This is a genomic window from Microcoleus sp. S28C3 (assembly GCF_036700785.1).
Classification (GTDB): Bacteria; Cyanobacteriota; Cyanobacteriia; order Cyanobacteriales; family Microcoleaceae; genus Microcoleus; species Microcoleus asticus.
In genome coordinates this window covers 1-16,267 of record NZ_JAUBPO010000023.1, presented here as the reverse complement: position 1 = coordinate 16,267, position 16,267 = coordinate 1, and the positions used below count along the sequence as shown (strand labels likewise).

Sequence of the window (16,267 nt, the reverse complement as noted above, 5' to 3'; positions counted from 1 at the left end):
GTTGGCTCCACTCTACCGTTTCTGAAACTTCTAGATTTTCGACAATCGGTTCTGGTTGATGAGGCTCGATCGACTCTTGTGTTTCGACAATGGGTTCTGGTTGATGAGGCTCGATCGACTCTTGTGTTTCGACAACCGGTTCTGGTTGAGGATTCTCGATCGACTCTACCGTTTCAACAATCAGCAGATTTTCGACAATCGGTTCTGGTTGAGGATTTTCGATCAATTCTTGTCTTTCTACAGTTTCCAGAAAATCTGCCACTGGTTGCATTTCTGGTTCTAAATCGCTTATTTCCTCTGTTTCTGCAATTGGTTCGGATTCTGGTTCATGATGCTCGATCGACTCTACCGTTTCTGAAACAACGGGCAGATTTTCGACAATCGGTTCTGGTTGATGAGGCTCGATCGACTCGACGGTTTCTGAAACTAGCAGATTTTCGACAATCGGTTCTGGTTCATGATGCTCGATCGACTCTACTGTTTCTACAACTGGTTCCGATGCTGGTTGAGGATGCTCGATCGACTCGACGGTTTCTGAAACAACTTGCAGATTTTCGACAATCGGTTCTGGTTGAGGATGCTCGATCGACTCTACTGTTTCTACAACTGGTTCCGATGCTGGTTGAGGATGCTCCATCGACTCTACTGTTTCTACAACTGGCAGATTTTCGACAATCGGTTCTGGTTGAGGATGCTCGATCGACTCTACTGTTTCTGAAACTTCTAGATTTTGGACAATCGGTTCTGGTTGAGGATGCTCCATCGACTCTACTGTTTCTACAACTGGCAGATTTTCGACAATCGGTTCTGGTTGAGGATGCTCGATCGACTCTACTGTTTCTACAACTGGTTCGGATGCTGGTTCATGATGCTCGATCGACTCTACCGTTTCTGAAACAACGGGCAGATTTTCGACAATCGGTTGCGATTCCGATTGATGAGAATCCGCGATCGAGTCTTGAGTTTCTGCCGCTTCTTGGAGATTTCGATCGACCTCTGGTTCGCTGTGAACCAGATTTTCTTCCGGTTTCTTTTCAGCCGCTGTCAGCCTTAAAAACACATCTTCCAAACTAGCCCGATTGCGGCGCATTTCGCAAAGTCCGAATCCCGAGGTGATAATAGCTGCGGCAATTTCTCGTCCGGGTTCTATGTCCGATTCGCACAAGGCCCGCAGGCGGTAGCGACTCGCTAAAAATTGCTGGCTTGGAATCAATTCGACCGATCGAACTCCCGGCACATTTTCCAAAGAAGGCAACAGCAGACTGTTTACCAAATCAGCCTCGCCTTCAACTTCGAGTTCGTAGCCCTCTCCGGCGGCCAACTCTCCCATCAAATTTTCGGGAGTACCCGCAGCGACGATTTTACCGCGATTGATGATGGTGACGCGGTTGCAAGTCATGCTGACTTCCGGGAGAATGTGCGTCGAAAGGATGATTGTGTGCTGGCCGCCAAGGCTTTTGATTAAATTGCGGACTTCGATGATTTGTCGGGGGTCGAGGCCGACGGTTGGTTCGTCTAAGATAATGACGGGCGGGTCGTGGACGATCGCCTGGGCGATACCGACGCGCTGCCGAAATCCTTTAGAAAGTTTGCGGATTAAAACTTTGCGTTTATCAATCAGGCCGCAGCGTTCGATCGCGGAGGTAACTCGTCGCGCGCGATCGCCCGCAGGTACTTGCTTGATCCTGGCCACAAAAAACAGAAACCCTTCCACAGTCATTTCTGGATAAAGCGGCGGGTTTTCCGGCAGATAGCCGATGCGCTGTCTGACTGCCATCGAGTTTTCGTGAACGTCGAGGCCGGCGATGCGGGCCGTACCGCTGGATGCCGGCAAATATCCCGACAAAATCCGCATGGTTGTGGTTTTGCCAGCCCCGTTTGGTCCCAAAAACCCGAGAATTTCTCCTGATTCGACCGAAAAAGACACGTCCGCGATCGCTGCGGTCGAACCGTAAGTTTTGCTTAAGTGTTCTACTTCAATCATTTGTCAGAAGTCACGCGATTTTAGATTTTAGATTTTAGATTTTAGATTGACTCCGCCAAGTGCAGAGTCCCGCCAGTACAGCGGGTCGATCGAATTTATGGCGCAAATGCTAATTTGATTTTGTCTTCTAGTGTAGTCTGGCAAGAACCAAATCTATCATAAGTGTCGATCGTACTTTGAAGCGGGACGCTAGTAGTAGGGTGCGGGAGGATGGGATAGCGTCTGTTTTTACGAGTTTGATAATTCTCACATCTTGCACCATTCTCAAGAACAGGCAGGACACCCCACAAAAAGTGCATTTTCTTGTGGGGTGGGCATCCCGCCCAAAAATACAATCTAGATGAACAGCTTAGCTGCCTTCGCTACTACTAGGGGCTGTTTCGAGATTGATATCGGCATTAAACACAATCACAAATTCAGCCTTGGGGATTAACTGACAGATAATCCGCAGATAGCCGTCAGCATCGGAATGTTTGAAAAAATCGGCAACAGTGATTCGCTGCATATTCGGAAGCAGGCGAACAACCAACCACCTGTTAAGGCGCTGTTTGTAGGGCATAATTAAATTTGTCTCCATTGAGTTTTGGAGCCAAAGCCAGTTCAATGCTTGTCGAGGGCGCGGACTGGCTTTTGACCTTTGTTAGACTTTGTGTCTGTCTATAGAGTAAGACATGAACTACATATAGTCAACTGAATAAATAGAATCAACTGAAGTAAGTACGGGACAGATAATGACGCTGGGGCAAAAGCTAAGAGAAAGACGTGAAAGTCTAGGTTTGACTCGAATACAAGTGGCAAGAGCGTGTAATGTGGTGGAATCCACAGTCATCAACTGGGAAACCGACAGACACGTCCCCAAGCTTTACCCAGCACAGATGAAAGCCCTGTGCGACTTATTGAAATTCTCGATCGAAGATTTAGTAGTGTAGCTTCGGGAGTTAAGATAAAGTAGGTTGGACGATCGCGCTTTTTTGCAGAGAGGGCGATCGCTTTCTATTTTGATTACTGCTGCTGAAATTGAGCCAACAACCAAGCCCCTACCTGTGCTTGATCTTCAGTGCGACTCCGCCGCAAAGCCTCTTCCAACAAAGCAATAGTTAATCCCGGCAAAACTTCCGATTGAACGATCCGCCGACTGCCATTATCAGCAATAATAGCAAAGGCAATAATTTGAAATTTCTGCACGTCTACTACCCAATATTCAGCGACTTTTAACTCTTCGTAAAGCAACCGTTTTTCACCGATATCATCAGCCAAAGTTGAGTCAGCAACTTCTATGACTAAATCTGGCGGTGGGGTAACGTCAAGACTTGCGATCGAAGTTCCCCTCGGTGCTAATTGCGCTCTTTTTCCAATATAGTATGATACATCCGGTTGACACTCTCGGACTTCTGTTTTCCGGTAGCTACATTTATTGAATCCGTTAACAGCAATACCTTTGATAGTGCAAAATAGGTTAATTGCCAAAAGTGCGATCGCATTATCCCGTGCACGATCGGGCCCTACTGACATAGTTTCAATCCTCATTTGGCCGTTGCGGTAATAGCATTTGGCTTTACTGTAAGCTGGGTCATCTGCCATCGCGATGAATTCTTCCCATGTCGCTACCACCCAGATATCAGTTGGCAATTTAGTCTGTAGTTCGCTCATTTTTTTGTTCCCCAATATCTCGATCGTATAACACTCAATTAAACTTAAACCGTCTCCTTTCTTCTCCTCCTCTGCGCTCTCTGCGCCCTCTGCGGTTAAATCAAAAAAATCTTAACTCCTTTTCCAAATCTTTATCTCCCCCAACCAACCAGCACTCACAATAGTCTTCCCATCTGCGCTAATAGCCACAGCGCTAACGTAGCCAGCATGACCGCTCAAATTACCTCTCAATTCGCCCGATCGCACATCCCAAAGTCTCACACTCTTATCCCAACTCCCAGTAACCAGCGTAGTGCCATCCCGACTGAATGCCACAGACCAAACCCCGTCGGTATGCCCGCTCAAACGCCGAATTAACTGCCCGTTTCCGGCATTCCACAAACCAACAGTGCCATTGCTGTTTCCCGCCGCTAAACTTTTGCCGTCGGGAGTAAAAGCTAGCGACAAAACAGACAAGTTTTTGCCGCTAATCGTGCGAATTGCTTGACCGCTAGCTAAATTCCACAACCTAATTGAACCATCTTTGCTGCCACTAGCTAAAGTTTTGTTGTCGGGACTAATTGCAACAGCATTCACCAACCCAGAATGCCCGGTCAAAGTCCGCAGCAATTCCCCCGTTTTCGGGTTCCAAATCTTAATCGTTTTGTCCCAACTGCCGCTGGCTACAAATTGACCATCAGGACTAACGGCAACGCTCGAAACTGCATTGGAATGCCCGCTCAAAGTGCGTACAACCGCACCAGTTTCTAAATTCCAAATTTTCACCGTTTTGTCGTCGCTGCCGCTAGCTAATACCTTGCCATCCGCACTCGCAGCCAGTGCATTTACGGCTTCCGTGTGTCCTTGCAGGGTAGTTTTTAATTGCCCGCTGGGAAAATTCCAAACTGAGATAGTGCCGTTGCTATTTCCTGTAGTAAAATAAGCTGAAGCTAGGGCAAGGGAACTGACAACTTCCGAAGGCCCTTTGAGGGTATTTGTAGCAGCAAAGGCGATCGCACTTGCGGGCCGGCGGGGCGCATTATTCGCCGGAGTTTTCGGATTTCCGGCAGTAGGAGATTGGGGAACTACTGGCAGCGAAACAGTCGATCGCCATTTCATGAAAGTATTAATTTCTATTCCCGCAGCCACGATTTTATCGGAATTGTCCTCTAACCTGACAATGCCGTTAATTGCGACAACTCGCCCCGCATCGTCGAGCACCGGCCCCCCACTCATGCCCGCTCTCACTAAGTTGTTGTAGACCAAAGTATAGCCGTTCCAGGGAGTTTGGCGGCCGGTAAGCTGACCTTCCGTGGCGATGAAAATCGGCTGTCTCAGGGAACCGCCGGATATCGGCCAGCCGGCCACATAAGCCTTGTTTCCCTTAGTTGCTGCGGAATTGGCTAATTGAGCCAGGGGGTAGCTTTGAGTGCTGCTGAAGGGTACGACGGCTAAATCCATCCCCGGCACTCGCCGCACGAGGCTGTATGATACAGAGTGAGCTTGGCCGTCGGGAGTTACAACCTCGTAATCGCCGGCTTTATCGACAACGTGCCAGTTTGTGAGAATATAGTATGTGCTGCCTTGTTTCTCTAAAATTACTCCTGAACCGCCTTTTGGCCCCTGGATGCGAACAGTAATTTCTTTGGCAACGGTTTTAACTTTGTCGGCGGTTAATGCGAGGGCAATTTGAGGTGATGTCAGTGGGATGAGGGCGATCGAACTCAGGGCGATCGTAGCACTCAAAATAGCCGGAATTGTTCTGCTGTAATTCATTATTGTGTAAATTTAACATACCCATATATCAACTGACGGATAACTTTTCCGGTTTGTGGCATATTGACCGAAAGCATCCAGGATACAAGCCCCCGGATTCATCCGTCCAGAAATAAAAAACCTGTATCCGATAAAGGAGCCCCCGAATTTATCCGTGGGGTCAGTCGATTTTAGATTTTAGATTTTAGATTTTAGATTTTAGATTTACCCCACAGATAAATCTGGGAGCTTGAACTAGGGTCTAAAATTTTTATCTTTGCACGACTTAATTACGTGGCAGCGTATCCGTTTTTGGGCTGGGTCAATGCTTCAATTCTTTAATCTAAAATCTAAAATCGATTGACGGTTGAAAAGGCCAAAACGCCTGCGCGACGATCGAACTTTCGACATTCGCACAAGCCTCACAATATGTGACACAGCCCTCTGGCTAGCAGAAAAATTTAGAATCGGGAACCGCACCTAGCCTCAACAATCGCAACTGGCTGATCTCTATTTTTTTCTCGGCAAATCAGAATTTGAGCCAAACGCTGCTCGGAATAATACCCATTAGCCATCCAGCCGATAGGTGCGCCCGCGATCGCGCCAACTGCTAAACCAGTGATGAGGCTCCCAATAAGATGCTTCCTGGCGATCGGGTTTTCTTGCATAACAATTTATCCTAAACATTTACCATTACCAGAAATACCACAAATAAAATTTACTTTCTTCCTCCTATTTACTTATTTCCTAAGTAGTAACCCACCCTAAGTAAGGTGCGCAATGCGCACATTATCCATCACTAAGTAGGGTGGGCAATGCGCACCTTACCCATCACTAGCCATACTCAGTAGGGTGCGCATTGCAAACCTTATAACTATATCGGGTGTGCAATTCTATGCCAAATCAAACAGCAAAAATTCAGCATCTGCCGTAGCCTCAATCGCCAATTCAGACTCGCCGCTAACCGCCGCAGCGTCGCCATTTTTCAAAGTCAAACCGTTGAGCAAAACCGAGCCGCGAGCCACTTGCACCCAAGCATGGCGATTTGGCTGCAAAGCATGAGAAACCCGCGAGTTTTTATCCAAAACAGCCGCATACAAATCCACATCTTGATGCACTTTCACAGCACCATCTCTGGCATCTCGTGCCGCCACTAACCGCAGTTTTCCGCGCCTTTCTTCCACTGGAAACTCCCGCTGTTCGTAACTCGGCTGCAAGCCTTTTGTATCGGGTAACAGCCAGATTTGCAGCAAATGAACCGGGTCTGTCTTCGAGTTATTGAACTCGCTGTGCTGGATACCCGTACCTGCACTCATCCGCTGCACTTCACCGGGTTTAATCACTGCACCAGTACCCAAACTGTCCTTGTGTTCTAATGCTCCTTCTAATACATAAGTAATGATTTCCATGTCGCTGTGTCCGTGAGTGCCGAAACCTCTGCCGGGGCTAACGAAATCCTCATTAATTACCCGCAAAGAGCGAAAATTCATATAATTTGGATCGTAATAGCCGGCAAAAGAAAATGTGTGGTAACTGTCCAGCCAACCGTGATTAGCGTGTCCTCTTGCTTCACTTTTTCTGACGGTAATCATTTTCTGAATCCTCAGTGAAATTTATCGGGTGTTTCTTTGATGTTTTTATTTTAAACCGATTTAAGCTATTATGGATAGTACGCACTTAAAAGTGCGGTAGTTACCAAAAAGATACTATGCAAGTCCAAGAAGTAAACCTCGATCGAGCAAATTGCCCTGTAGAACGCACTCTAGACGTGATTGGCGGGCGCTGGAAGGTCTTGATTCTGCGGGAGTTGTTTCAAGGAGTGAAGCGCTTTAACGAGCTGCAACGAGCTGTCAGCGGCATTACTCAAAAGATGCTGACGCAGCAACTGCGGGAAATGGAATCAGACGCGATTGTGCACCGGGAAATTTACCTGCAAGTGCCGCCAAAAGTTGAATATTCGCTAACGCCTTTGGGCGAAAGTCTCAAACCGATTATTAATGCCATGCACGAATGGGGAATTCAGCATATTAGCGAAGATGGAAAATGAGCGGTTTCTAGATGTTTTTTTCCGTCTTCCGACAGATTTCAAATTTTCAACCTAGTTCAACAATAATAATATGAACAACATAGAGCGTCTCGCCACCCTCAACCGCATCCGCAAACTCAGCCGCCTGATGGATACCGCCATTGGCATCCCCGGCACTAAATTTCGCATTGGTTTAGACCCGATTATCGGTTTAGTTCCGGGTGCTGGGGATATCGTAGATACCGCGTTTTCCGCCTACCTAATTTATTTAGCAACTCGATTCAACATTCCCCAAAAAACTCTAGGGAAAATGGTTTACAATATCGGTCTAGAAGCCGTTGTTGGGTCAGTACCTTTAGTCGGAGATATCTTCGATGCTTTTTATAAATCAAACATGAGAAATCTGGCGCTGTTAGAAGCACACCTCGAAGAAGTTGAACCCGAACTAGCCGCAGTTGCCGAACCTGTTCCTCAATCTATTAAATTGTAGGTACGGGTTTCACAAACAATAATTGTAAATAACCAACAACCTCTCAAGCCCGCCCCCATCAAACGAAAAATCAGAATGTAGATTTTCCGCATTCGATACAAATTTAATGTTGATGCGGGTTGTCTGTTGTGGGGAACGGGTTTATTTAGATTGTTGGTACTCGTCAGATATTATTCGTAAAACCCGCCCTTACGAAATAATTACTGATGTCGTTTAACCGCTTCCACGAAAGCAATAACATCGGCTTCCAGAGTATTAAAAGCCGTTACCAGTCTAAGAGTACATTCATCCCAGCGATAAAACATAAAACCCTCAGCTAAAACCGCTGTAATTACTGATTCTGGAAGTTGAATAAAAATCTCGTTAGCTTCAACTCGATGGCAAAACTTCGCTCCCTCAACTCCCGCCAAACCTTCGGCTAATTTTGCTGCCATATTATTTGCATGAGCCGCATTTTTCAGCCACAAATCATCCGTTATATACGCTTCCAACTGCGCCGACAAAAACCGCATTTTCGAGAATAGATTCCCGCTGCGCTTGCGGTAATAAGGGAAAGTGTTTGCCAATTCAGGATTAAAAAATACCACAGCTTCTGCAGCCATCGCGCCGTTTTTTGTCGCTCCAAAGGAGAGAATATCGACACCAGCGCGCCAAGTAACATCCGCAGGAGAACAGCCAAGACTGGCGACAGCATTGGCAAAGCGAGCGCCATCCATGTGCAGGTGCAAATTGCGATCGCGAACTACTTGTGAAATGTGGGAAATTTCCGCTGGATTGTAGACAGTTCCGGCTTCCGTTGCTTGAGTGATGCTGACGGCTGCAGGCTGTACGTGATGGACGACACCTGCACCAGCGCGATCGAGCATTTTTCCTAAAGTCTCTGCGTCTATTTTACCATGATTTCCTGTTACTGTTATTAACTTTGCACCGCCTGTAAAAAACTCCGGCGCGCCGCATTCATCTAGATTAATATGAGATTCGGCGTGACAGTAAACAGCCCCGTAAGGAGGAGTGACAACCGCAAGGGCTAGCGCATTAGCAGCAGAACCAGTTGCTACAGGAAAAACAGTCACAGATGTCTCGAACAAATCCGAAAATTTAACTTGCAAACGCTTTGTATATTCATCATCTCCGTAAGACATCACAGCACCGCAATTAGCTGCTGCAATCGCTGCCATAATTTCCGGCGAAACCCCGGTTGCATTGTCGCTACAAAAATTCATTAGAATAATTGGGAAATAGAATCTATAATATAACTCAACACTCAGCAGTCAACACTCAAGCATTAAACCAAGAGGAAGAATTATGGCAGAATACCGCCAAATAGAATACCGCATCGGCAAAGACGGCAAAATTACCGAAACCGTCCTCAACGCCACCGGTTCGAGTTGCACCGAAACCACCGCCGGAATTGAAAAAGCCCTCGGAAAAGTAGAATCTCAAGACTTGCTGCCAGAATATTACCAAAGCGAAGAAAATTTGAGCGTTGAACAAACGCAGACTTTAAAACAAGTTTAGAAGAGTTAAAGATGTTTGAGATCCTCGGTGCAACAGTTGATGTAACAACAGTGCCTGCCTTCAGCTTCGCGCTGGCTGTCGGGGGCATTTTTCTAATTTTAATCTACCTTTATGCTGCATCTGAGGCGGGAGATGCGATCGAGTTTAAGTACGATACAATTCTGCGGGAACGCATGAATCAGCTAGACATTCTCGATTGGCAAGATTTAGGCGAAAAAGCAGGCTTAAGTCGCTACGCGGTGCGTTTAGTGCGACAGGGAGACGTGGGAAACCTCAAGCTTGACCAACTGAGGCGACTGGCAAAAGTGCTGAATTTGAATTTTCAAGAGTTCGATCGCACTTTGATCGCGCTGCCAATATCGGCTACAATCACAACTAATCCCACCGAAATTGAAGAATTAAGGCAGCAGTGTTTCCGGCTGCGATCGGAATTGCAGCAGCAAAAAACTCAACTAACTGCCGATTTTCGCCGCGCTACATTTGAACAGTTGCAAACTTTGTTAACCAACTATCCTGCCGCCCGCAAAATGGCAGAGGCCAAGCCTGATATGCCAGCCAAAAATCTTTCTGCTCTTTTTACTCCGTTAGAAAATCTGTTATCAAGCTGGGATTTTGAAACGATTGGTTCTGCGTGGGAACAAACTGCTTACAATCCGCAGTTGCACCAGCCAGATGTTGAGGATATAACAGAAGGAGAATTAGTTTATATTCGGTTTGTCGGGTATCGGGAGGGAGAGCGAATTCTTACTCCTGCTAAAGTTAGTCGCACCCTGCCAGGTGGCATAAAAAATTAAGTAAGGGGCGCAATGCGACCCTACAAATAGAGTAGATTTGTAAGTCTTATAAAATAAATTTAGCTGCACCACCCTGGGCCGCATGAAAAATAAAATCTAAAATCTAAAATCTAAAATCACCATGACTACAGTTGCCATTGACTTCGGCACCAGCAACACGGTTGTCTGCATTCTCAACCCGGATACGCAAACACCAGAAACTTTGAGATTGGGCGAGATGTCCCGCATTTTTAAAACGCATAAATCGAGTGAAGATCCCCGAGAAATACCTGTAGTACCGACTTTGGTATTTGTGAAAAGTGCGGGAGAGTTAATATTGGGAGAAAAAGTGCGATCGCAGCGTTTGGGGCAAGCCCAGCCAGACCGTTATTTTAAAGCTTTTAAACGCAATTTAGCTGCTGACTTTCAGCCACCACCCCGCAATCTTGATAGAGAAACATACACATCAGAATCAGTAGCAGAACAGTTTATCAAAACTATTTGGAAACAATTATATTTACAAAATATACAGCCAGACAAAGTAGTTTTTACAGTCCCCGTAGGAGCATTTGAGCGATATCTGGATTGGTTTCGCGATTTAGCAGAATCTTTGGGAGTTTCGGAAGTTCAGCTAATAGATGAATCCACAGCAGCAGCCCTGGGATATGCAGTAAAACGCCCCGGTTCTCTAGTTTTAGTAGTTGATTTTGGCGGCGGAACTTTAGATTTAAGTTTAGTTCGCACTGCTGTAACCCCCCCCTTACCCCCCCTTACCAAGGGGGGGAGAAATCTCGCTCCCCCCCTTAGCAAAGGGGAGAAAAATCTCGCTCCCCCCCTTAGCCAGGGGGAGAGAAATCTCGCTTCCCCCCTTAGCCAGGGGGAGAGAAATCTCGCTCCCCCCCTTGACAAGGGGGGGCTGGGGGGGGTGCGTGCCGAAGTGTTGGCAAAATCGGATGCTTATGTCGGCGGCGAAGATATTGATATCTGGATTGTCGAAGATTATTTGCGGCAAATTGGTTCGTCGCGGGCAGAAGTCGGCGCAGTTGGCTGGCAAAATTTATTAGAAATAGCGGAAAAATTAAAAATTCAACTTTCTCAAGTTAATGAAGCAAAGGAAAGTTGGTTTGACGATGAAAATTTTATGTCTTACGACTTGCATCTAAACCGAGAAAAGCTTGAGGAAATTCTGGAAGCTCGGCAGTTGTTGGAACAGTTGCGACAAGCTTTAGATGAAGTGCTGAGCATTGCAATGGGAAAAGGTATCGGCAAAGCAGATATCGAACAGGTTTTGCTGGTAGGAGGAACTTCTCTAATTCCGGCTGTATCTAATTTAGTGGTTTCGTATTTTGGACGCCAAAAAGTCAAAACTGACAAGCCTTTTGAAGCTGTAGCGCACGGTGCTTTAGCGCTGACACAATTGGCGAGTGTTGACGATTATTTGCGCCACAGCTATGCAATTCGCCTCTGGGAACCTTATGCTAAAGCTTATGCTTACTCGCCGATATTTAGCAAGGAAATGAAGTATCCCTGTGAAAGTTCCGAAGAGTTGACGCTGCAAGTGGCTATTGAAGGGCAAAGGGAAATTCGGTTAGATATTGGGGAAGTTGCGGAGGTATCGCAAGCGGAGGTTATTTTTAACGAAAAAGGGCAAATGACGAGCAGTTGGCTCAACAAAACAACGGATTTTCGCTCTCTGGAAAGCCACCACCAGCAGGTTTGCGTGGCGCATTTGAATCCGCCCGGGGTATTGGGAATTGACAGGGTTTCGGTGAGTTTTGAGGTGGATGAGAGGCGGGTTTTGTTGGCGACGGTGCGGGATTTGGTGACTGGTAAGGTGTTGGTGGAAAAAGGGGCGATCGCCAAACTGCAATAATGGTAAAATTTTTAGATAACATTCGGATATTGAAATCGGTACTACAGAAACTCTCGTCCGGATGGTGCGCGGACAGAAAAATATTTATTTAAATCAAATTTATGCCGCCATGAAAAAGCAACAAAATAAATTCAGCCACCTGACGGCCATCGAAAGAATTTCCCTGTCATTTCCAGCCAGATTTTTATTGGATAAAAACTTGCTGCAAGGGAAAGTCTTAGATTTTGGGTGCGGCTTCGGCAGCGATGTTAGATTGTTGCAGCAAAAAGGCTTGAATATTGGGGGTTATGACCCTTATTATTTCCCGGAATTCCCCGAAGATAAATTTGACACCATCATTTGCTTTTATGTTTTAAATGTTTTGTTTCCTGAAGAACAAGCTAATGTCCTGATGGAAGTGTCGCACCTGTTAAAACCGGGAGGGAATGCGTATTTTGCGGTGAGAAGGGATATCAAAAAAGAAGGCTTCCGAGAACATTACGTACACAAAAAACCTACATATCAGTGCATTGTCAAACTTCCATTTAAGTCAAGTTATTTAGATGAGTATTGCGAAATTTACAAATACGTGCATTACAACCATCAAAGAAATTCAACTAATAACTGCATATTCTGCAATCCTTACAAAAAACTAATTTTGTTAACTGAATCAGCAACAGCTTATGCGATGTTTGACGGTTATCCCGCCAGCAAAGGTCATGTTTTAATCATCCCCAAGCGTCACGTTGCCAATTATTTTGAACTGCCGTTTCGAGAGCAATCGGCTTGCTGGTTTATGGCTAATAAGGTACAAGAAATGTTAAGTAAAGAATTTGAGCCTGACGGGTTTAATGTGGGAATAAATATTAATAAACAGGCAGGTCAAAGTCGCACTCACGCGGCTATTCATGTTATCCCGCGTTATAATGGCGATGCGGCTGGGAATAAAGGCGGAATTAGGTATGTGATTCCAAAGAGTGAAAAATAAAAGTTAGCCAATTGTGAAAGGAATTCTTTTTTACCGCAGAGGCGCAGAGGAATAGAGAAGAGAGGAATTCATAATTTTTGTAAGGATTGTTATATTTGAGCAAACGGCGAGCAAAATAAGGTTAAAATGTGTTTGCCAAGTCTCAAACTACACATTAGCAGTAATTTGGTGTTCTGTTTATGTCTAAGCGCAAAAAGCAAGAATGGCTCAAGGAAACCCTAGAGCTTAAAGAAGACCACAATTGGAAGTCAAAGCCTGGAACTCGAATTTTTGTAGCAGGAAGAGGTGCAGTCCGCTTTGATGTCCCGGAAGATTGGCATTTTGAACCGGATACTAAGTCGTTCCGATTTACGGATAAAAAGCCGCCGGATGATGATTGTTGTTTGGAGGTTTCGTTTAATTTGCTACCACCTGGTAACTGGGCAGATTTTCCGCTAGTACCGCTATTACAGAAGGTGGTTGAAGATGATACGCGAAATCCGATCGCTCCTGGGGAAATTATCCAATTGAAGCGGCAAACTGCCCGCATTGTTTGGACTGAATTTAAGTTTATCGACCCTCCAGAACAGCGGGAAGCTTATTCGCGAATCTGTATTGGATTGGGTTCTAATGTTCAGTGTTTGATTACTTTTGATTACTGGGTTGACGATGCAGAGCGTTTGACTCCTGTCTGGGATACGGTGATGGATTCGTTAGTTCTGGGTTTGTTTATTAGCGACCCTCGAACGGGGTTCGCACGTCCAGACTAGACCGATTTTCTGGGAAACTTTCAACCACTAATTTTGCTAAGTGTTGAATTGGCAAGCCACCGGTCAGTAAATTTAGAACCTACATTAAATTTTACAACCGCTTTGCCATGAAAATATCGGGCTTGCCAATTCCGTTCGCGTCGGGCATCACTCCCACGATCGCAAAACCCATTTTTTGATAAAATTCGTAGGGATGACCGCGCAAATTTCTAATTTTGGCGACGTGTTCCCAAACGTTAGGATAAAGATCGATGCCTGAAAGAGTTGTTTGATTGTCTTGGTCGTCGGTACCCACCCACAGCACGAGCCCTCCCCGGTTTTTAGCTTCTGCTGCTAAATCAGCTACGAGCGATCGACCAATTCCTTGTCCGCGAAATTCTGTTCTCACTACCAGCGGGTGCAGTTCCCAAACATTACCGTCATACTGTTTAATCCCGCCAATCCATCCCAAAACTTGATTGCTGTCGCCGACAGCAATTCGACTGATGCGATCGGCTCCCAAAGATTCTTGCACTTCTTGCAAAGCAGATTTTAGATCGGGCCAAGCACCGGGCCAATGCTCTTTAAAACCTTCAACTATTAATCTAGCTACCTGTTGAATTTTTGGCTCGTCAACCGCACGCAAATCTGTAATTTGTACGTTCATGAATTTACATACTAAATCAAGGATTACGGACTAATACGCTCACAAACCGGATTATTTTATAACGGGGGTAAACGGCAAAAACGAAATATTATTCATAGTCTTCAGGCTCCTTATGTTCCCAAAGGGAAAAGTTATTATTGGAAAGTTGCGATCGCCCGTTAGCGCAGCCCTCGAAGAGGATCGCCAATTCCCCGCAAAATACTAACACAAGTGCCGTACAATTATCCCACCATCCGGCATCAACCAACCTGCTAACCTCATGCTTTGCGATTACCTGGTACAAATCCTCACCGCTCGCGTCTACGATGTTGCTCAAGAAACAGCCCTAGAAGTAGCCCCGAATCTATCAGCACGGCTCAACAATAAACTTTTGCTGAAGCGAGAGGATATGCAGTCGGTGTTTTCCTTCAAACTGCGGGGTGCGTACAACAAAATGGCGCAACTGTCGCCGGATTTGCTAGCACAAGGTGTCATTGCAGCTTCCGCCGGCAACCACGCCCAAGGAGTCGCCCTCGCCGCCCGCCACCTGGGAACTCGCGCGATTATCGTCATGCCCGTAACGACGCCGCAGGTGAAGGTAAATGCGGTCATATCCCGGGGTGGAGAGGTAGTTTTGCATGGGGATACCTACGACGATGCCTACGCCTTTGCGCGCCAATTAGAGGCGGAAAAAGGTTTAACTTTTATTCACCCTTTTGATGACCCGCACGTAATTGCAGGACAGGGTACGATCGGCATGGAAATTCTGCGGCAACATCAAAAACCAATTCACGCGATTTTTGTGGCTATTGGCGGCGGCGGATTGATTTCGGGAATTGGGGCCTATGTCAAGCGGTTGCGGCCGGAAATTAAGATTATTGGCGTCGAACCCATCGATTCCGATGCAATGAATCAATCGCTGAAAGCGGGTAAACGGGTGCGTTTGTCGCAGGTGGGTTTATTTGCTGATGGCGTTGCTGTGCGGGAAGTGGGGGAGGAAACTTTTCGGCTGTGTCAGGAGTATGTGGATGAGATTATTTTGGTGGGTACGGATGATGTTTGCGCGGCGATTAAGGATGTTTTTGAAGATACGCGATCGATCTTAGAACCTGCTGGCGCTTTGGCGATCGCAGGTGCGAAAGCTTACGTGGAACGGGAACAAATCGCAGGACAAACATTAATTGCTGTTGCTTGCGGCGCGAACATGAATTTCGATCGGCTGCGTTTTGTAGCAGAAAGAGCCGAGTTTGGCGAACGCCGCGAAGCCATTTTTGCAGTCACAATTCCCGAACAACCGGGAAGTCTCCGCAGGTTTTGCGAGTGTCTGGGCAAACGCAATTTAACTGAATTTAGCTATCGAATTGCAGATGAGAAAGAGGCACATATTTTTATCGGTGTACAAATTCAAAACCGTGCAGATGCGGTGAATATAGCTGCAAGTTTTGAAGATTGTGGCTTCAAGACTTTGGATTTAACTGATGATGAATTAACGAAACTGCACGTCCGGCATATGGTGGGCGGGCGTTCGATGCTGGCCGATCATGAATTGTTTTATCGCTTTGAATTTCCCGAACGTCCGGGTGCGTTGATGAAGTTTGTCGGTTCGATGAGCCCTAACTGGAATATCAGCGTTTTTCACTATCGAAATAACGGCGCAGATTACGGGCGAATTGTGGTGGGAATTCAAGTACCGCCCGATGAGATGCAGGAATGGCAGGCTTTTTTGGATACGCTGGGCTATCAGTATGGGGATGAGAGTAAAAATCCGGCGTATAAGCTATTTTTAAGATAGTTTGGTTGGCAACAGTCCGGACAGTTTTTTGGGGTGAGTGGCGAGGAAAGCTATCCAAGGCTTAAAGTACAGTCATACATAAAAAA

Annotated in this window: 17 protein-coding genes and 1 pseudogene; 9 read left to right on the top strand and 9 right to left on the bottom strand. The window is 46.1% G+C overall.

Annotated features, from left to right (window positions below; translation table 11 throughout):
- Positions 1–913: 913 nt before the first annotated feature.
- Together QUA13_RS09280 and QUA13_RS09275 are read right to left on the bottom strand one after the other, a co-directional pair.
- Positions 914–1,984 (bottom strand): annotated as a pseudogene (locus tag QUA13_RS09280) (ABC transporter ATP-binding protein); the annotation flags it as partial.
- Between the two features lie 349 nt (positions 1,985–2,333).
- Complete coding sequence (locus QUA13_RS09275; protein ID WP_333198075.1) at positions 2,334–2,543, bottom strand: hypothetical protein; 210 nt, start codon at positions 2,541–2,543, stop codon at positions 2,334–2,336.
- 172 nt (positions 2,544–2,715) lie between these two features.
- Between QUA13_RS09275 and QUA13_RS09270 the strand changes: the two genes are divergently transcribed.
- Positions 2,716–2,913: a helix-turn-helix transcriptional regulator gene (locus tag QUA13_RS09270; RefSeq protein WP_332970604.1), complete on the top strand. Its 198-nt coding sequence runs from the start codon at positions 2,716–2,718 to the stop codon at positions 2,911–2,913.
- 73 nt (positions 2,914–2,986) lie between these two features.
- On the opposite strand, the gene QUA13_RS09265 is transcribed toward QUA13_RS09270, so the two are convergent.
- The 4 genes from QUA13_RS09265 to QUA13_RS09250 form a co-directional block, all read right to left on the bottom strand.
- On the bottom strand, positions 2,987–3,634 hold the full coding sequence (locus QUA13_RS09265) for a Uma2 family endonuclease (RefSeq protein ID WP_333198074.1): 648 nt from the start codon (positions 3,632–3,634) through the stop codon (positions 2,987–2,989).
- Positions 3,635–3,745: 111 nt separating this feature from the next.
- On the bottom strand, positions 3,746–5,389 hold the full coding sequence (locus tag QUA13_RS09260; protein ID WP_333198073.1) for a WD40 domain-containing protein: 1,644 nt from the start codon (positions 5,387–5,389) through the stop codon (positions 3,746–3,748).
- Between the two features lie 440 nt (positions 5,390–5,829).
- Entirely contained in the window at positions 5,830–6,036 is a 207-nt protein-coding gene (locus QUA13_RS09255) for a hypothetical protein (RefSeq protein WP_172187881.1), read from the bottom strand.
- 225 nt (positions 6,037–6,261) lie between these two features.
- Positions 6,262–6,960: a pirin family protein gene (locus QUA13_RS09250; RefSeq protein WP_333198072.1), complete on the bottom strand. Its 699-nt coding sequence runs from the start codon at positions 6,958–6,960 to the stop codon at positions 6,262–6,264.
- 116 nt (positions 6,961–7,076) lie between these two features.
- Between QUA13_RS09250 and QUA13_RS09245 the strand changes: the two genes are divergently transcribed.
- Together QUA13_RS09245 and QUA13_RS09240 are read left to right on the top strand one after the other, a co-directional pair.
- Complete coding sequence (locus QUA13_RS09245; RefSeq protein WP_172187877.1) at positions 7,077–7,415, top strand: winged helix-turn-helix transcriptional regulator; 339 nt, start codon at positions 7,077–7,079, stop codon at positions 7,413–7,415.
- A gap of 70 nt (positions 7,416–7,485) precedes the next feature.
- Positions 7,486–7,884, top strand: coding sequence for a DUF4112 domain-containing protein (locus QUA13_RS09240; RefSeq protein ID WP_172187875.1), 399 nt, complete (start codon positions 7,486–7,488; stop codon positions 7,882–7,884).
- A gap of 200 nt (positions 7,885–8,084) precedes the next feature.
- Here the strand turns inward: QUA13_RS09240 and QUA13_RS09235 are convergent, their stop codons facing one another.
- Positions 8,085–9,107 (bottom strand): beta-eliminating lyase-related protein, encoded by a 1,023-nt coding sequence (locus QUA13_RS09235; protein WP_333198071.1) that lies wholly within the window; start codon positions 9,105–9,107, stop codon positions 8,085–8,087.
- 82 nt (positions 9,108–9,189) lie between these two features.
- Here QUA13_RS09235 and QUA13_RS09230 point away from each other — a divergent pair, with 82 nt between their 5' ends.
- The 5 genes from QUA13_RS09230 (at position 9,190) to QUA13_RS09210 (ending at position 13,764) form a co-directional block, all read left to right on the top strand.
- Positions 9,190–9,402 carry a DUF2997 domain-containing protein gene (locus QUA13_RS09230; RefSeq protein ID WP_333198070.1) on the top strand — a complete coding sequence of 71 codons (213 nt, stop codon included), beginning with the start codon at positions 9,190–9,192 and terminating at the stop codon, positions 9,400–9,402.
- A gap of 11 nt (positions 9,403–9,413) precedes the next feature.
- Positions 9,414–10,196 carry a helix-turn-helix transcriptional regulator gene (locus QUA13_RS09225; protein WP_333198069.1) on the top strand — a complete coding sequence of 261 codons (783 nt, stop codon included), beginning with the start codon at positions 9,414–9,416 and terminating at the stop codon, positions 10,194–10,196.
- Between the two features lie 121 nt (positions 10,197–10,317).
- Positions 10,318–12,048, top strand: a complete 1,731-nt coding sequence (locus QUA13_RS09220) for an Hsp70 family protein (RefSeq protein ID WP_333198068.1) — start codon at positions 10,318–10,320, stop codon at positions 12,046–12,048.
- Between the two features lie 109 nt (positions 12,049–12,157).
- Complete coding sequence (locus QUA13_RS09215; RefSeq protein WP_333198067.1) at positions 12,158–13,015, top strand: bifunctional class I SAM-dependent methyltransferase/HIT family protein; 858 nt, start codon at positions 12,158–12,160, stop codon at positions 13,013–13,015.
- Positions 13,016–13,194: 179 nt separating this feature from the next.
- Complete coding sequence (locus tag QUA13_RS09210) at positions 13,195–13,764, top strand: hypothetical protein (protein ID WP_333045531.1); 570 nt, start codon at positions 13,195–13,197, stop codon at positions 13,762–13,764.
- A 91-nt stretch (positions 13,765–13,855) separates the two neighbouring features.
- Here the strand turns inward: QUA13_RS09210 and QUA13_RS09205 are convergent, their stop codons facing one another.
- A complete protein-coding gene (locus QUA13_RS09205) occupies positions 13,856–14,410 on the bottom strand; it encodes a GNAT family N-acetyltransferase (RefSeq protein WP_333198066.1) in 555 nt (184 codons plus the stop codon).
- An 88-nt stretch (positions 14,411–14,498) separates the two neighbouring features.
- The gene (locus tag QUA13_RS09200; RefSeq protein ID WP_333198065.1) at positions 14,499–14,657 is read right to left on the bottom strand and encodes a hypothetical protein; all 159 of its coding nucleotides are present in this window, start codon (positions 14,655–14,657) and stop codon (positions 14,499–14,501) included.
- Between the two features lie 12 nt (positions 14,658–14,669).
- Here QUA13_RS09200 and ilvA point away from each other — a divergent pair, with 12 nt between their 5' ends.
- Complete coding sequence (ilvA, locus tag QUA13_RS09195) at positions 14,670–16,181, top strand: threonine ammonia-lyase, biosynthetic (protein ID WP_333198064.1); 1,512 nt, start codon at positions 14,670–14,672, stop codon at positions 16,179–16,181.
- Positions 16,182–16,267: the final 86 nt, after the last annotated feature.

Coding starts and splice junctions, on each gene's coding strand:
- QUA13_RS09255 (WP_172187881.1), bottom strand. CDS start 6,036: ATGCAAGAAAACCCGATCGCCAGGAAGCATCTTATTGGGAGCCTCATC.
- QUA13_RS09220 (WP_333198068.1), top strand. CDS start 10,318: ATGACTACAGTTGCCATTGACTTCGGCACCAGCAACACGGTTGTCTGC.
- QUA13_RS09275 (WP_333198075.1), bottom strand. CDS start 2,543: ATGCCCTACAAACAGCGCCTTAACAGGTGGTTGGTTGTTCGCCTGCTT.
- QUA13_RS09235 (WP_333198071.1), bottom strand. CDS start 9,107: ATGAATTTTTGTAGCGACAATGCAACCGGGGTTTCGCCGGAAATTATG.
- QUA13_RS09245 (WP_172187877.1), top strand. CDS start 7,077: ATGCAAGTCCAAGAAGTAAACCTCGATCGAGCAAATTGCCCTGTAGAA.
- QUA13_RS09265 (WP_333198074.1), bottom strand. CDS start 3,634: ATGAGCGAACTACAGACTAAATTGCCAACTGATATCTGGGTGGTAGCG.
- ilvA (WP_333198064.1), top strand. CDS start 14,670: ATGCTTTGCGATTACCTGGTACAAATCCTCACCGCTCGCGTCTACGAT.
- QUA13_RS09205 (WP_333198066.1), bottom strand. CDS start 14,410: ATGAACGTACAAATTACAGATTTGCGTGCGGTTGACGAGCCAAAAATT.
- QUA13_RS09260 (WP_333198073.1), bottom strand. CDS start 5,389: ATGAATTACAGCAGAACAATTCCGGCTATTTTGAGTGCTACGATCGCC.
- QUA13_RS09210 (WP_333045531.1), top strand. CDS start 13,195: ATGTCTAAGCGCAAAAAGCAAGAATGGCTCAAGGAAACCCTAGAGCTT.
- QUA13_RS09225 (WP_333198069.1), top strand. CDS start 9,414: ATGTTTGAGATCCTCGGTGCAACAGTTGATGTAACAACAGTGCCTGCC.
- QUA13_RS09250 (WP_333198072.1), bottom strand. CDS start 6,960: ATGATTACCGTCAGAAAAAGTGAAGCAAGAGGACACGCTAATCACGGT.
- QUA13_RS09240 (WP_172187875.1), top strand. CDS start 7,486: ATGAACAACATAGAGCGTCTCGCCACCCTCAACCGCATCCGCAAACTC.
- QUA13_RS09270 (WP_332970604.1), top strand. CDS start 2,716: ATGACGCTGGGGCAAAAGCTAAGAGAAAGACGTGAAAGTCTAGGTTTG.
- QUA13_RS09230 (WP_333198070.1), top strand. CDS start 9,190: ATGGCAGAATACCGCCAAATAGAATACCGCATCGGCAAAGACGGCAAA.
- QUA13_RS09215 (WP_333198067.1), top strand. CDS start 12,158: ATGAAAAAGCAACAAAATAAATTCAGCCACCTGACGGCCATCGAAAGA.